General features: G+C 66.6%; 11 protein-coding genes. 5 read left to right on the plus strand and 6 right to left on the minus strand.

The annotated features are described in order from the left end of the window. Positions 1-136: 136 nt before the first annotated feature. The 5 genes from D9X30_RS27160 to D9X30_RS27180 all read left to right on the plus strand — a co-directional run bounded on the left by D9X30_RS27160 (position 137) and on the right by D9X30_RS27180 (position 7,172). Positions 137-3,289, plus strand: coding sequence for an Rne/Rng family ribonuclease (locus tag D9X30_RS27160; protein ID WP_153945428.1), 3,153 nt, complete (start codon positions 137-139; stop codon positions 3,287-3,289). Between the two features lie 250 nt (positions 3,290-3,539). Next, positions 3,540-4,664, plus strand: coding sequence for a GTP 3',8-cyclase MoaA (gene moaA, locus D9X30_RS27165; protein ID WP_153945429.1), 1,125 nt, complete (start codon positions 3,540-3,542; stop codon positions 4,662-4,664). Beyond that, positions 4,664-5,275, plus strand: coding sequence for a molybdenum cofactor guanylyltransferase MobA (gene mobA / locus D9X30_RS27170; RefSeq protein WP_153945430.1), 612 nt, complete (start codon positions 4,664-4,666; stop codon positions 5,273-5,275). The genes moaA and mobA overlap by 1 nt, the downstream gene beginning before the upstream one ends. Before the next feature lie 54 nt (positions 5,276-5,329). Next, a complete protein-coding gene (gene moeA, locus D9X30_RS27175; protein WP_153945431.1) occupies positions 5,330-6,616 on the plus strand; it encodes a molybdopterin molybdotransferase MoeA in 1,287 nt (428 codons plus the stop codon). Positions 6,617-6,890: 274 nt separating this feature from the next. After that, positions 6,891-7,172, plus strand: coding sequence for a hypothetical protein (locus D9X30_RS27180; RefSeq protein ID WP_092594280.1), 282 nt, complete (start codon positions 6,891-6,893; stop codon positions 7,170-7,172). A 35-nt stretch (positions 7,173-7,207) separates the two neighbouring features. Here D9X30_RS27180 and D9X30_RS27185 read toward each other — a convergent pair whose 3' ends face one another. The 6 genes from D9X30_RS27185 to D9X30_RS27210 form a co-directional block, all read right to left on the minus strand. Beyond that, on the minus strand, positions 7,208-8,575 hold the full coding sequence (locus D9X30_RS27185) for a DNA recombination protein RmuC (protein ID WP_153945432.1): 1,368 nt from the start codon (positions 8,573-8,575) through the stop codon (positions 7,208-7,210). Between the two features lie 30 nt (positions 8,576-8,605). Then, complete coding sequence (locus D9X30_RS27190; RefSeq protein ID WP_153945433.1) at positions 8,606-9,601, minus strand: 2-hydroxyacid dehydrogenase; 996 nt, start codon at positions 9,599-9,601, stop codon at positions 8,606-8,608. A gap of 5 nt (positions 9,602-9,606) precedes the next feature. Beyond that, the gene (locus tag D9X30_RS27195) at positions 9,607-11,037 is read right to left on the minus strand and encodes a sodium:proton antiporter (protein ID WP_153945434.1); all 1,431 of its coding nucleotides are present in this window, start codon (positions 11,035-11,037) and stop codon (positions 9,607-9,609) included. A gap of 206 nt (positions 11,038-11,243) precedes the next feature. Then, complete coding sequence (locus D9X30_RS27200) at positions 11,244-11,930, minus strand: LutC/YkgG family protein (protein WP_153945435.1); 687 nt, start codon at positions 11,928-11,930, stop codon at positions 11,244-11,246. 69 nt (positions 11,931-11,999) lie between these two features. Further along, on the minus strand, positions 12,000-13,178 hold the full coding sequence (pncB, locus tag D9X30_RS27205; protein WP_153945436.1) for a nicotinate phosphoribosyltransferase: 1,179 nt from the start codon (positions 13,176-13,178) through the stop codon (positions 12,000-12,002). A gap of 92 nt (positions 13,179-13,270) precedes the next feature. After that, complete coding sequence (locus D9X30_RS27210) at positions 13,271-13,819, minus strand: hypothetical protein (protein WP_502799694.1); 549 nt, start codon at positions 13,817-13,819, stop codon at positions 13,271-13,273. Positions 13,820-14,168 lie beyond the last annotated feature (349 nt).

Consider the following 14,168-nt stretch of genomic DNA (forward strand, 5'->3'; position numbering starts at 1 on the left):
CGCATAGCAGAACGCGTCGGCAACTCCGGCAATTCTCCCGCCCTCGCTCTCTTTCCTCGCGTGCTCCCTGGACCGTCGCGGGCATGACCCACTCATGACCCATTGGGCTCCCGCGACACTGGAGTGAGGTATTGCGATGAAACGCATGCTGTTTAACGCGACGCAACAGGAGGAATTGCGCGTCGCGATCGTCGATGGCCAGAAACTGATCGACATCGACATCGAAACCGCCGGGCGCGAACAGCGCAAGGGCAACATCTACAAGGGTGTCATCACCCGCATCGAGCCGTCGCTGGAAGCCTGTTTCGTCAATTACGGCGAAGAGCGCCACGGCTTCCTGCCGTTCAAGGAAGTGGCCCGCGCCTTCTTCAAGGACGGCGTGGACGTGCGCAACGCGCGCATCCAGGACGCGCTGCACGAAGGCCAGGAACTGATCGTTCAGGTCGAAAAGGAAGAGCGTGGCAACAAGGGCGCCGCCCTGACCACGTTCATCTCGCTGGCCGGCCGCTACCTGGTTCTGATGCCGAACAACCCGCGTGGCGGCGGCGTGTCGCGCCGCATCGAGGGCGAAGACCGCCAGGAACTGCGCGAGACCATGGCGCAGCTTCAGGTGCCCGAAGGCATGAGCATCATCGCCCGCACCGCCGGCATCGGCCGTGCCGCGGAGGAACTGCAGTGGGACCTGAACTACCTGCTGCAACTGTGGAAGGCCATCGACGGCGCCGCCGGCGACAACAAGGCCCCGCTGCTGATCTATCTGGAATCGAGCCTGGTCATCCGCGCCATCCGCGATTACTTCCAGCCCGATATCGGCGAGATCCTGATCGATACCGACGAGATCTACGAGCAGGCCCGCGCCTTCATGAGCGTGGTCATGCCCGACAACATGAGCCGCGTGAAGAAGTACCGCGACGACGTGCCGCTCTTCTCGCGTTTCCAGATCGAGCACCAGATCGAATCGGCGTACTCGCGCATGGTGATGCTGCCGTCCGGCGGTGCCATCGTGATCGACCATACCGAAGCCCTCGTGTCGGTTGACGTGAACTCGGCCCGCGCCACCAAGGGGGCGGACATCGAGGAAACGGCGCTGCGCACGAACCTGGAAGCCGCCGACGAAATCGCCCGCCAGTTGCGCCTGCGCGACCTGGGCGGCCTGATCGTCATCGACTTCATCGACATGGAGTCCGGCAAGGCCCAGAAGGACGTGGAAACGCGCCTGAAGGACGCGCTGCGCCACGACCGGGCCCGCGTGCAGATGGGCAAGATCAGCCGCTTCGGCCTGATGGAGCTGTCGCGCCAGCGCCTGCGTCCGTCGTTGTCGGAAGGCTCGCACATCACCTGCCCGCGCTGCAATGGAACAGGTCATATCCGCGATACCGAATCGTCCGCCCTGCAGGTGCTGCGCATCATCCAGGAAGAGGCGATGAAGGAAAACACGGCCGCCATCCACTGCCAGGTGCCGGTGGAAGTGGCCGCTTTCCTGCTGAACGAGAAGCGTCAGGACATCAACCTGATCGAACTGCGCTTCAAGGTCAATGTGCTGCTGATCCCGAACAAGCATCTGGAAACGCCGCACTACAAGCTCGAGCGCCTGCGTCACGACGATCCGCGCCTGGAAGACTCGACCGCCAGCTACCGCATGGCCGAGGCTGCGGCCAAGGAACTGGAAGCCGACACGAGCTACAGCAGCCGCAAGAAGGAAGACGCGCGTCCGCGCCAGGAAGCGGCCGTCAAGGGCATTACGCCCGACGCGCCCGCCCCGGTATCGGTGCCGCGCCCCGAGCGCGCACCGAAGCCCGAAGCCACGGTGGCTGCACGTCCCGTGCCGGCTACCCAGCCGGTGGCCAGCGGCGGTTTCGTCGCCTGGCTCAAGGGTCTGTTCGGCGTGAAGCCGGCACCGGCACCCGTGGCCGAGCCGGTCAAGCCGGCCGCTGAAGCCCAGGCACGCGGCGAAGGCCGCCAGGGTCGTGGCGAACGCGGCCAGCGTGGTGAACGCGGCGAGCGCGGCGAAGGCCGCCAGGGCCGTGGCGAACAGCGCGGCGAACGTGGCGAGCGCGGCGACCGTCAGGGTCGCGGCCAGCGCGGGGAGCGCACCGAACGTGCCGAGCGCGGGGAGCGCACCGAACGTGCCGAGCGCACCGAACGTGGCGAACGCGGGGAACGCGCCGAGGCACAACGCGCCGAAGCGCGCGAGCAGCGCGAACCGCGTGAGCCGCGCGGCGAGCGCCAGCCCCGTGGCGATCGTCAACCGCGCGAAGCGCAGCCCGCCACGCCGGCAGTCGCCCAGGGCGAGCGCACCGAAGCGCGCCGCGAACGCAACCAGGAACGCCGCGAGCGTCAACGCGAACGCCAGCGCGAGCGCGCCGAGGCCCGTGAGATCGACGAAACCCTGAACGTTGCAGCCGCGGCACCGCAGTCGGCATTCGAGGCGGCCCAGGCTGCACCGGCTGTCATCGCCACCGTGGATGTGCCGGAAGACGCACTGGGCGCCGAAGCCGCCGCAACGGAAGCCGGCGAAGGCGAAGAGCGCCGCCGCCGCAATCGTCGTGGCCGCAACCGCTACCGCCGCGAGCGCGAGGACGGCAGCCTGGAAGTCAATGAAGGCAACCTGGCCGAAGTCAGCGCCGGCGTGACGGAATCGGAAGAAGAGTCGGCATCGGTGACGGCCCAGGGCCAGCCCGCTGCCGAACAGGCTGCCCCGGCACCTGTGGTGCAGGCCCCTGTGGCCGTCGCGCCGGTGGAAGCCGTGGCAGCGGTCCGCGAGCCGGCTGCTCCGGTGGCTCCGGTCGTCCCGGTCGCCCCGGCAGCTGAACCGGTCTTCGCCGCCGTGGCCGAACCGCAACCGGCACCGGTCGTGACGCCCGCCCCGGCTTATCAGGCCATTGAAACCGCGGCGGTCGAAGCCCCGGCCGTGCAAACCCCGGCACAGGTCGCCACCGCCCCGGTGGTGCCTGAGCCGGTCGCCGTGGCCCCGGAAGTGATTCCGGCACCGGTTCCTGCCGTGGAAGCGCCTGCCCCAGCCGCCGCTGCCCCTGTGGTGACCGCCCCGGCGCCGGCCGGCACGAGCACGCCGGCCCTGGAGTCGATGCTCTCGACCGCCGGCCTGGAGTGGGTCCGTACCGACAGCGCCAAGCTGGCCGCCGCGCAGGAAGCCGCCGCACGCATCGTGCCGGCCCCGCGCGTTCCGCGCGAGCGCAAGCCGCTGCCGCCGCTGCCGGAAGGCCCGATGGTCCTCGTCGAAACGGGCGGCCAGCAGCGCGAGGCCCAGCAACAACAGCAGCAGCAATAAGGCGAAACCTCGCTGCTGCAAGCTGAGCTGGAGAAAGGGACGGCAACCGCCGTCCCTTTTTCATTGGTGCGGCGGTGCCGCCAACGCGACATGGCGCAAGGCCGCCAGCTGTACTGCTGTGCCCCGCCATCAACTGTGCTGTTGTCACGACAGTGTTGCGCGCGACGCGAAGCCGCCCTCGGCTAGAATGGCAGGCAGAACGGCCACCCGGGCGCGCCACGCATCCGGCGCGCCGCGGCCCCACTCTGCCATGACCGATACTGTCATTCCGATTCTTGACCTGCGCGACCATCGATACCGATCGATGGTGCCGAGCATTCCGTCGCGCCTGCTGGCGCCGACCGGGCTCGTGGCCGATACCCGGGGCCGGCCGCTGCATGACCTGCGCATCTCCGTCACCGATCGCTGCAACTTCCGCTGCGTCTACTGCATGCCGAAGGAAGTGTTCGACAAGGACTACACCTTCCTGCCCCACTCCGAGCTGCTGAGCTTCGAGGAAATCGAGCGGGTCGCGCGGCTGTTCGCGGCGCAGGGCGTCGAAAAAATCCGGCTGACCGGTGGCGAGCCGCTGCTGCGCAAGAACATCGAGCGCCTGGTGGAAATGCTGGCGCGCATCGAGACGGCATCGGGCAAGCCGCTGGACCTGACGCTGACCACCAATGCGTCGCTGCTGGCGCGCAAGGCGCAATCGCTGCGCGATGCCGGCCTGACCCGTGTGACGGTCAGCCTGGATGCCATCGACGATGTCACGTTCCGCAAGATGAACGACGTGGATTTCGCCGTGCGCGACGTGCTGCATGGCATCGAGGTCGCCCAGGCCGTGGGGCTGGCCCCGATCAAGGTCAACATGGTGGTCAAGCGCGGCACCAACGATCAGGAAATCGTGCCGATGGCACGTCACTTCCGCAACAGCGGCATCATCGTCCGCTTTATCGAATTCATGGATGTCGGCGCCAGCAACCACTGGCAGATGAACGAGGTGCTGTCGTCGGCCGATGTCGTGCGCCGTATCGACGAGGCCTTCCCGCTGGAAGCCGTGCAGGCCAACTACGCGGGCGAGACCGCCGAGCGGTGGCGTTACCGCGACGGCGGCGGTGAAATCGGGGTGATTTCCAGCGTGACGCACGCGTTCTGCGGCGATTGCAGCCGGATCCGGCTGTCTACCGAAGGCCGGCTCTATCTGTGCCTGTTTGCCACCGAAGGCTACGACCTGCGTGCGCTGCTGCGCGGCGGGCATAGCGACCTGGAAATCGGCAACGCCATCGCGCAGGTGTGGCAGGCCCGCACCGACAACTATTCCGAGCAGCGCAGCGATCCCGCCGTACGCGCCGCACGCGCCGAGAGCAAGATCGAAATGTCGTATATCGGCGGCTGATGATTGCGCGCGACGACATCACGGGCCTGATCCTGGCCGGCGGCCGCGGCAGCCGCATGGGCGGCACCGACAAGGGCCTGCAGCCATTCCAGGGAGCGCCGATGGTGCAGCACACGCTGCGGCGCCTGGCCCCGCAGACCGGACCGCTGCTGATCAATGCCAATCGCAACCCCGAACGCTACGCCACCTTTGGTGCGCCGGTGATTGCCGACACCATCGCCGATTTCGCGGGCCCCCTGGCCGGCATGCTGGCCGGGCTGGCGCAGTGCCGGACGCCATGGCTGGTCACGGCCCCCTGCGACACCCCTTTCCTGCCGGCCGACCTGGTGGCGCGCCTGGCCCAGGGTATCGAGGACGAAGACGCCGACATCGCCGTGCCCGTCACCGTGGACGCCGACGGCCGCCGCCGCTTGCAGCCCGTGTTCTGCCTGATGCCGGTCACCGCCGCTGCCGGGCTGCAGGCTTACGTGGATGCCGGCCATCGCAAGATCGAAAGCTGGGTCACGGGCCAGCGGCTGGCACAGGTCGTGTTCGGCGACGCCCGGGCCTTTGCAAACATCAATACGCTGGACGAACTGCGCGAGCACGAGGCCGCTGGCCGATCCGGCTAGACTCTCACCCAAATTCCCATATCGCCGACGCGTGCGCGTGTCACGACCCAGACCATGCCTTCGCTGCAATCCGTCATCTCCTGCCAGTCCGACTACGACCCCACCGCCCTGCCGGTGGACCAGGCCAACGCCATCATTGCCGATGTGGTGGAACCGGTCCGTGGCATCGAGCAGCTTGCGATTCGTAGCGCGCTGGACCGCGTGCTGGCCGTTGACGTGATTTCGCCCATCGACGTCCCCGCGCACGACAACTCGGCCATGGACGGGTACGCGTTCTCCAGCCGGGCGCTGACCCAGGGCGACGCCAGTATCGCGCTGGAGGTCATCGGCACCGCTTACGCCGGCAACGCCTTTGCCGGCGAGGCGCACGCGGGCCAGGCGGTTCGCATCATGACCGGGGCCATCATGCCGGCCGGCTGCGACACCGTGATTCCACAGGAATTCGTCGAAATCCAGGCCGGTGGCAATCTGGTGCGCTTTGCGCCCGACGCCGTGCGGGCGGGCGACAACCGGCGGCTGTGCGGTGAAGACCTGGCGCGCGGCCAGGCCGCATTGCACGCGGGGCGGATCCTGACGCCGGCCGATCTGGGCATGCTGGCATCGCTGGGCGTGGCCGAGGTAAAGGTTCGCCGGCGCCTGCGGGTGGCGTTTTTCTCGACCGGCGATGAACTGCGATCGATCGGCGAGACACTCGATCCGGGCTGCGTCTACGACTCGAATCGCTACACGCTGCACGGCATGCTGCGCCGGCTCAATGTGGAACTGATCGACATGGGCGTGGTGCGCGACGACCCCGACGTCATGGAAGCGGCATTCCGCAGCGCCTGCGAGAATGCCGACGCCATCATTACGTCAGGCGGCGTATCGGTCGGCGATGCCGACTATACGAAGCAGATCATGGAAAAACTGGGCGACGTCACGTTCTGGAAAATCGCCATGCGTCCGGGGCGTCCGATGGCGTTCGGGCGTATTTCGTCGAACGGCCATGATGCCGTGCTGTTCGGCCTGCCGGGCAATCCCGTGGCCGTGATGGTCACCTTCTATCATTTCGTGCGCGGCGCCCTGCATCGGCTGATGGGCGCCAATGTGGCGCCGCTACCGCGCGTGCGCGTGCGCACCACCACGCCGATTCGCAAGAAGCCGGGCCGCACCGAATTCCAGCGCGGCATCCTGGCGCCGGGCGCCGACGGCAACCCGGAGGTCCGGCTGACCGGCCAGCAAGGCTCGGGCGTGCTGCGATCGATGAGCGAAGCCAATTGCTTTGTCGTGCTCGATCATGATCAGGGCCCCGTGGCGGCCGGAGACACCGTGCAGGTCATGCTGTTCGACGGCCTGGTCTGACGCGCCCGCCCTGGCTGTGGGGCTGCGCATCGGGCGCAGTCCCGCCAAGCGGAACATCGCCCGCCGGCATGGATCCATCCGATTCATGCGTCACTTGCAAGGCCTGAAGCCGGTCACTGCCGACGGTGTCGTTTTTGTGCTGCATACATTGCCGGAAAGCACCGTTGCCGTCTGAAATGACTCATCCTGCAGCCGGGCGCTCTAGGCGTCGCAAGCCCCAATCGCTACACTTGCAGCACGAAAATCCGAATCCCCCAATATCTTGTCTGTCGTCATGCACCAGGAGATCGCGTACCTCCATCCCGTCAAGACTGCCCGGGCACTTGTGCTGGTCTATCTGTGCTTTTCGGTACCGATCGTGGCCATGGGCCTGTTCGTCGCCTTCGTGCGCTATGGCGACCTGCCCGGTATTGCCGTCTTCACCGCCCTGATCCTTAACGCACTGATCGGCTTCGGCCTGCTCTGGCTGGGCTGCCGCGCCTACAACTGGGTGGCCGCGCGCTTCGGTGGCATCGAGGTTCACATCCGTGAACTGAGCCCGGAAGATCGCCAGTAATTTACCGCCTCGCCCGGGCCGGACCCTTCCGGCCGCTAGGTCTGCCGGTCCTCTGGCTGCCCCGCGCTCTCGTCTGCCGGGGCGATTTCGGGAGCCGTCTCCGCGCCGATCCTCCCTGACGTTCCCAGCAGCTGCTCCGCGATCTCGCCCGGCAGCGCCTCCACGGTGCGCAGCTTGCGCTCCATCTGCCGGGTACGGACTTCCGCCTGTTCGATATTGCGTGCCGCACGCACCAGCGTATCGCGCGTTTTCGCCAGAACTTCACCAAATTTGCCGAATTCCGTCTTCACGGCACCCAGCACTTCCCATACTTCGCTCGACCGCTTTTCCAGCGCCAGCGTCCGGAATCCCATCTGCAGGCTGTTGAGCAGCGCCGTCAGCGTGGTGGGGCCGGCCACGGTCACGCGGAAATCGCGCTGCAGCATGTCGGTCAGGCCCGGCCGCCGCAAGACTTCCGCATAGAGGCCTTCGGTCGGCAGGAACAGGATGGCGAAGTCGGTGGTGGCCGGCGGCGCCAGGTATTTCTCGGCGATGGTCTGCGCCTCGCGGCGCACCGCCACTTCCAGTTCGCGGCTGGACGCGGTCACCCCGTCCACGTCGCCGCGCTCCTGCGCGTCGATCAGCCGTTCGTACTGCTCCTTGGGGAACTTGGCGTCGATCGGTAGCCAGACCGGGCTGCCGCCCGCCTCGCGGCCAGGCAGGCGGATCGCAAACTCCACCCGTGCCCCGGAATTGCGCACGGTCTCCACGTTCTTGCCATACTGATCCGGCGTCAGGATCTGCTCGAGCAGCATGGCCAGCTGCACCTCGCCCCAGGTGCCCCGCGTCTTGACGTTGGTCAGCACGCGCTTGAGATCCCCAACCCCCTGCGCCAGCATCTGCATTTCGCCCAGCCCGCGATGCACCTGCTCCAGCCGGTCCGACACCAGCTTGAACGATTCGCCCAGCCGTTGCTCCAGCGTGGCATGCAGCTTTTCGTCCACGGTGCGTCGCATTTCCTCCAGTTTCGCGGCGTTATTGGCCTCGATATCTCGCAGCTTCTGCTCCAGCGTCGCCCGCACGTCCGCCAGCCGCCGCTCGTTGGCCTCCGACATCTGCGCAAGCTGCTGCTGCTGCACCGTGGCGATGCTGGTCAACTGGGTCGACAACTGTTGCTGGAACCGCAGCATGTGCTGCCCCGACTCGTTGCGGCTGCCGCGCGCCGTTTCGGCCAGTTCGGTGCGCAGTTCGCGCTCCAGGCGCTCCAGCCCGCGCGCGGTGTCCTCCCGCACGTCGTCGCGCAGGTCGCCCAGCATCGGCAACAGTTCGCCGGCGCCGGTGCGCGACTGGCGCATCAACAGCACGATCAGCAGGATCACGGCCGCCACCGAGGCGGCCAGGGTCAGCAAGGGAATCAGCGACATGGAAATAGAAAAGCTGGCCATCCGCACCGATCAACGGCGGCGCGGCATGACCTCGGGATTGATCACGGTCTGGGGCTTGCCGGCCTGCGGGCCGGCGTCCAGGGCGGCGATCAGGTTGTCAGCCGCCAGATTGGCCATGGCACGGCGGGTCTTTTCCGACGCGCTGGCAATGTGCGGCGTCAGCACGACGTTCGGCACGGTCAGCAGGTCGGGATGCACGCTCGGCTCGCCCTCGAACACATCGAGCCCTGCGGCAAAGATCTTGCGCTCGCGCAGCGCGGCGGCCAGCGCACCGTCGTCGACGATGCCGCCGCGCGCCAGATTGATCAGCGTGGCCGTGGGCTTCATCAGCGCCAGCTCCGCCGCGCCGATCGCATGGTGGCTCTGGGCACTGTACGGCAGCACCAGGATCAGGTGGTCCGACTGCTTCAGCAGTTCGTCCTTGCTGACATAGCGCGCATTGAGCGATTGCTCCACATCGGCCGGCAACTGGCTGCGGTTGTGATACAGCACCTGCATGCCAAAGCCCGCCGCACGGCGCGCCAGGCCCTGCCCGATGCGGCCCATGCCCAGGATGCCCAGCGTGCTGCCGTACACGTCCATGCCCACCAGCATGTCGTAGCTCCAACGTTCCCACTTGCCGGCGCGCAGGTAGTGCTCGCTCTCGGTCACGCGGCGCGCGGTGGCCATCAGCAGCGCCCAGCCAAAATCGGCAGTGGTCTCGGTCAGCACATCGGGCGTGTTCGTCGCCACGATGCCCGCGGCGGTCAGCGCCGGCACGTCGAGGTTGTTGTAGCCCACTGCCATGTTGCAGACCGCCCGCAGTTGCGGCAACGCGGCAATCAGGTCGCCATCGATCCTGTCCGCCGCATTGGCCAGCACGCCGGCCTTGCCGGCCAGCCGCGCCCGCAACGCCGCGGCGTCGAGGACCACGTCCTCCTGGTTGGCATCGACATCGAAATATTGCGAAAGACGCTCGATCACGTCGGGGAAGATGGCGCGCGTGACAAGGACAGGGGGCTTCATGGCAGTCATACGTGGAAGAAGAGGAACGTCATCACCAGGAACAGCGGCACCAGCACGGCACAGGACCACGCCATGTAGCCGAAAAAGCTCGGCATGCGCACGCCACGGCTTTCGGCAATCGCCTTGACCATCAGGTTGGGCGCATTGCCGATATAGGTGTTGGCGCCCATGAACACGGCGCCCGCCGATATGGCGGCCAGCGTCGAGGCATCGCGCGTCATGAGCGTGGCCGCGTCGCCGCCGGCGGTATTGAAGAACACCAGGTAGGTCGGCGCGTTGTCCAGGAACGACGACAGGATGCCGGTGGCCCAGAAGTACATGCTGTCGATCGGCTGCCCGTTGCTGTCGCTGACCGCCCGGATCACGCCGGAAAAGGCGCCATCGGTGCCGGCCTTGAGCATGGCGATCACCGGAATGATCGTCAGGAAGATGCCGGCAAACAGCTTGCCCACTTCGAGCATCGGTTCCCAGTTGAACTCGTTGCCGCTGCGCGCGGCATGCGGCGTCGCCGCCAGCGACACCAGGGTCACCACCACGAGCAGCCCGTCGCGCACCAGCGCCGGCAGCGGCACCTCCGTGCCCATCACGTCGAATGCAATGCCTGGCTTCCAGAGCCCGCTCATCAGTACCAGGCCCACCACCGCTGCCAGCAGCAGGAAATTAATCCTGCCTTCGAGCCGGATACCGGCCGAGTCCGGCGTGGGGTCCTGCGCCTGCGGCAGCTCCTCTTCGCGCCTGAGAAAGTAGTACCGGTCGATGACGTAGAACAGCGCCAGCAGCACCACCCAGATAAAGATCGTCTCAGGCAGGATATTGCGCAGCGTCCAGGAGAACTCCACGCCCTTGAGGAAGCCCAGGAACAGCGGCGGATCGCCAAGCGGCGTCAGCGCACCGCCGGCATTGGCCACCAGGAAGATGAAGAACACCACCACGTGGGCCACGTGGCGCCGGTTGTCATTGGCGCGAAGCAGCGGCCGGATCAGCAGCATCGCGGCGCCCGTGGTGCCCATCAGGCTGGCCAGCACCGTACCCAGCGCGAGGATGCCCGTGTTCAGCCGCGGGGTGGCGTGCAGGTTGCCTCGCACGCAGATGCCGCCCGCCACCACATAAAGCGCGGTCAGCAGGACGATGAACGGAATGTACTCGGCCAGCAGCGCATGCACGGCGTTGGCCGCGGCCGCGTGCAGCCCGAACTGCGCGGCAAACGGCACGAGGAACAGCGCCGCCCAGGCCGCGGCGATCTTGCCGTAGTGGTGATGCCAGAATTTCGGCGCAACTAGCGGAAACAGCGCGATCGACAGCAGGATACCGGCGAACGGCACGCCCCAGACGGGCGACAGCGCGGCGCCATCGACATCCGCGGCCAATGCCAGGGCTGGCGACAGCAGCAACGTGGCAAGCAAATATTGAACAAGCAGCGTGACGACACGACGCATCAGACAGCAATCTCCTTTATCGCAACACACGCCGGGACAGGTGCGAGGCACGGCTTCGCGTGTGAGACAGACGACAAGGCGCACGCGTCCGGATTGGTTACCAGGGCGGTGGGACGGCAGCACGCGGCGAAGGGCTCAGTGTAAAGCAAACCCTTTTGAGAATGGTCTGAAAGTGCCTCGATATGCGGCGCCGCAGGGCGCGCCGTTCATTGCCGATCGACCAGAATCACGTGCACCCGATACGGGCCGTGGGCACCCAGCACGATGGTCTGCTCGATATCGCCCGTGCGCGACGGCCCGCTGATGATATTGGTGGCGCGCGGCAGCTGGCCGTGTTCGGCACGCATGCGCGCGAACGCCTCTTCCAGATTGGCGACGATGCGCGAGACCGGCACCACGGCGATATGGGTTTCCGGCAGCAGCGCGGCCGATGCGAAGGTATCGGGCCCCGACAGCAGCATCAGTGAGCCGGTCTCGGCAATCGCCACGAAGCAGCCGGTAATGCCGACGAGGTCGCCATGTTCGCGGTCCGCCTGGGGCTCGCGCACCGGCGGGCGGCACTCGACCTCAAGACCCTGCGCGGCCCACGGCAGGTCGGCCAGGCTGTTCCAGGCCACGGCCCGCCGCGTCAGCTTCAGACCATCCAGATAGTGCAGCACGGCGCCGGGCACCTCGGCCAACGTGCCCACGCGGTCCACGGTGGACGCCATCTTCTGCGCCTGCACGCTGAATGCGGCGGCGCGGTCTTCGGCCACCTCGGGCTGCGGCCCCTGCGGATGACGCGTCAGGTAATCGGCCACGGCATCGCGCTCGCCCTGCGTCACCGCCGCCCCCCTGCCCTGGGCGGCACGAATGCGGGCGAAGATGCGGTCACGGGCGGCGTTCGTTTCCATGGTATGGGCCTGATCGGTTGCGGGGCTCGGCGATTATAAGAAAACGGCGATGGCGGTGGATGAATCCGGCTAAGCGGCTGGCTGAACTTCGAACACCTGCCGCAGGTAAGACAGGTAGCCCGGATCGTCGCACATGGTCTTCTCGGGCGTATCCGACAGCTTGGCCACCGGCTGGCCGTTGCAGCGAACCATCTTGATGACGATCTGCAGCGGCGTGTAGCCCAGGTCGTTGGTCAGGTTCGTGCCCACGCCGAACGCCAGCTTGCAGCGGCCATGGAAACGCTCGTAGAGCTCGATGACCTTCGGAATGTTCAGCGCATCGCTGAAGATCAGCGTCTTGCCGCGCGGGTCCACGCGATTGGCGGCGTAGTGCGCGAGCATGCGCTCGCCCCATTCGAACGGGTCGCCGGAGTCGTGCCGCACGCCATCGAACAGCTTGCAGAAATACAGGTCGAAGTCGCGCAGGAACGCGTCGAATCCGTAGGTATCCGACAGTGCGATGCCCAGGTCGCCGCGATACTCGCGGGCCCAGTTCTCCAGCGCGTAGACCTGCGAATCGCGCAGGCGCGGGCCCAGCGCCTGGCAGGCCTGCAGGTATTCATGCGCCATCGTGCCCAGCGGCGTCATGTTGTGCATCCGCGCAAAATGAACGTTGCTGGTGCCGGCCAGTTGCGGCCCCAGGATGTCTCGCATCGACAGCAGCACCTCTTCCTGCCAGTCGCGCGAGAAGCGCCGGCGGGTGCCGTAATCCGCGATCACGCAGTCCTCGTACTTCGACGACTTCAGCAGGGCGAGCTTGGCCTCCAGCCGGCGTCGTCCTTCGGCCAGATCGGCCTGCGGCTGCGTCCGGCGGAAGTACACCTCGTTGACGATGGCCAGCAGCGGGATCTCGAACAGGATGGTATGCAGCCACGGCCCGCGGATCGTGATGTCGATCTCGCCGTTGCCCTGGGCGGACGGCTGCACGACCACGTACTTCTCGTTCAGATGGAACAGCGCCAGGAAATCGACGAAATCGCTCTTGATAAAGCGCATGCCGCGCAGGTAGAGCAGTTCGTCGTCGGTAAAACGCAGTTTGCAGAGCTGGCGGATCTGGTCGCGGATGTCATCGACATACGGCGTCAGGTCGACCCCGGCGTTGCGGCACTTGAAGCGGTATTCGACCTCGGCCTGCGGAAAGTGGTGCAGCACCACCTGCATCATCGTGAACTTGTACAGGTCGGTGTCGAGCAGGGAACGGATGATCATAGCGAAGCCAAGGCTTGGGGCGCGGCGAAGTCAGGCCACCATGCTAACCGAAAGTCACGCGCGGCATGGAGATGACCGGCGCGGGCGCGGGGTCAGCCGCCGTCGAGGCCGCGCAGCGCGGGCGCCATCTGGCGGCCCGGCCGCTTCGATTGCAGGCACCAGAGCCGCTGCCCCTGGTCGCCATCGCAGCTGACCAGCGTGGCCTGGCTGCGCGGCACGGCCGCGGGTAGCGGATCGGCGAAATTGGCCGAGGCCGCCATGATGCGCTCCTGGTAGACCGACTGCCCCGCCCGGTCGAAGCGCAGCACCTGGATCAGGGTGTCCGGCGAAGGCTGGAGATCCTTGTCGCACGGCAGGAAGCCTTCGCGATTGCAGTTCGCCATGGCCATCCCCGCCGGGGTCCGGATCACGCTGAAGCTATCCCAGTCGAAGGCGGTCAGGGCAGACAGGGTCACTGGCTGGTCGGTTCGCGCACGCCAGGCCACCAGTCGCGACACCACGCTGTCGGCCATCTCGCCCTGCCGGGGCGGCGCCGGCTGGGCGGCTGCCTCCATGCCCACCATGGCGCAAAAAATCACGGCGGCCCCGGTCAGGAAGACCGTCCGACGCCCCATGCCGCGCCCCATCAGGCTGGCTGCCATAAGCAAATCCCCTCGCAAGATTGCCTTCGATCAACTTGAGTGCAACGCACGGAAACGGAATGAAAGCGCCTGCGGGGGCACCCGCTGGCCCGAAAAGCCACGCATAACACAGGGAAATACTGGCCCGGGAGGCCGCCGAACGGGAGATCGATCCGCCCGCAAACCTGCGCCAGAGGCGCCTCAGCGGCTGATTTCGCACCAAAAATACATAAAGAAATAAGAAAACTATCTGACCCGGCTATATAGACTCACTATCCTTGCGAGAAGGCTCAGCTACAATATCGGTCTTTGAAAGGCCTCGGCCCTCGCTCGCCCCAAGTTATCCCGATTGACACGCGCGGTGTTTGGC

The organism is Cupriavidus sp. U2 (assembly GCF_009663685.2).
GTDB lineage: Bacteria > Pseudomonadota > Gammaproteobacteria > Burkholderiales > Burkholderiaceae > Cupriavidus > Cupriavidus necator_C.

Bases quoted from the DNA above. Each gene is read 5' to 3' on its own strand.
- D9X30_RS27160 (WP_153945428.1), top strand. From the start codon at position 137: ATGAAACGCATGCTGTTTAACGCGACGCAACAGGAGGAATTGCGCGTC.
- moaA (WP_153945429.1), top strand. From the start codon at position 3,540: ATGACCGATACTGTCATTCCGATTCTTGACCTGCGCGACCATCGATAC.
- mobA (WP_153945430.1), top strand. From the start codon at position 4,664: ATGATTGCGCGCGACGACATCACGGGCCTGATCCTGGCCGGCGGCCGC.
- moeA (WP_153945431.1), top strand. From the start codon at position 5,330: ATGCCTTCGCTGCAATCCGTCATCTCCTGCCAGTCCGACTACGACCCC.
- D9X30_RS27180 (WP_092594280.1), top strand. From the start codon at position 6,891: ATGCACCAGGAGATCGCGTACCTCCATCCCGTCAAGACTGCCCGGGCA.
- D9X30_RS27185 (WP_153945432.1), bottom strand. From the start codon at position 8,575: ATGTCGCTGATTCCCTTGCTGACCCTGGCCGCCTCGGTGGCGGCCGTG.
- D9X30_RS27190 (WP_153945433.1), bottom strand. From the start codon at position 9,601: ATGAAGCCCCCTGTCCTTGTCACGCGCGCCATCTTCCCCGACGTGATC.
- D9X30_RS27195 (WP_153945434.1), bottom strand. From the start codon at position 11,037: ATGCGTCGTGTCGTCACGCTGCTTGTTCAATATTTGCTTGCCACGTTG.
- D9X30_RS27200 (WP_153945435.1), bottom strand. From the start codon at position 11,930: ATGGAAACGAACGCCGCCCGTGACCGCATCTTCGCCCGCATTCGTGCC.
- pncB (WP_153945436.1), bottom strand. From the start codon at position 13,178: ATGATCATCCGTTCCCTGCTCGACACCGACCTGTACAAGTTCACGATG.
- D9X30_RS27210 (WP_502799694.1), bottom strand. From the start codon at position 13,819: ATGGCAGCCAGCCTGATGGGGCGCGGCATGGGGCGTCGGACGGTCTTC.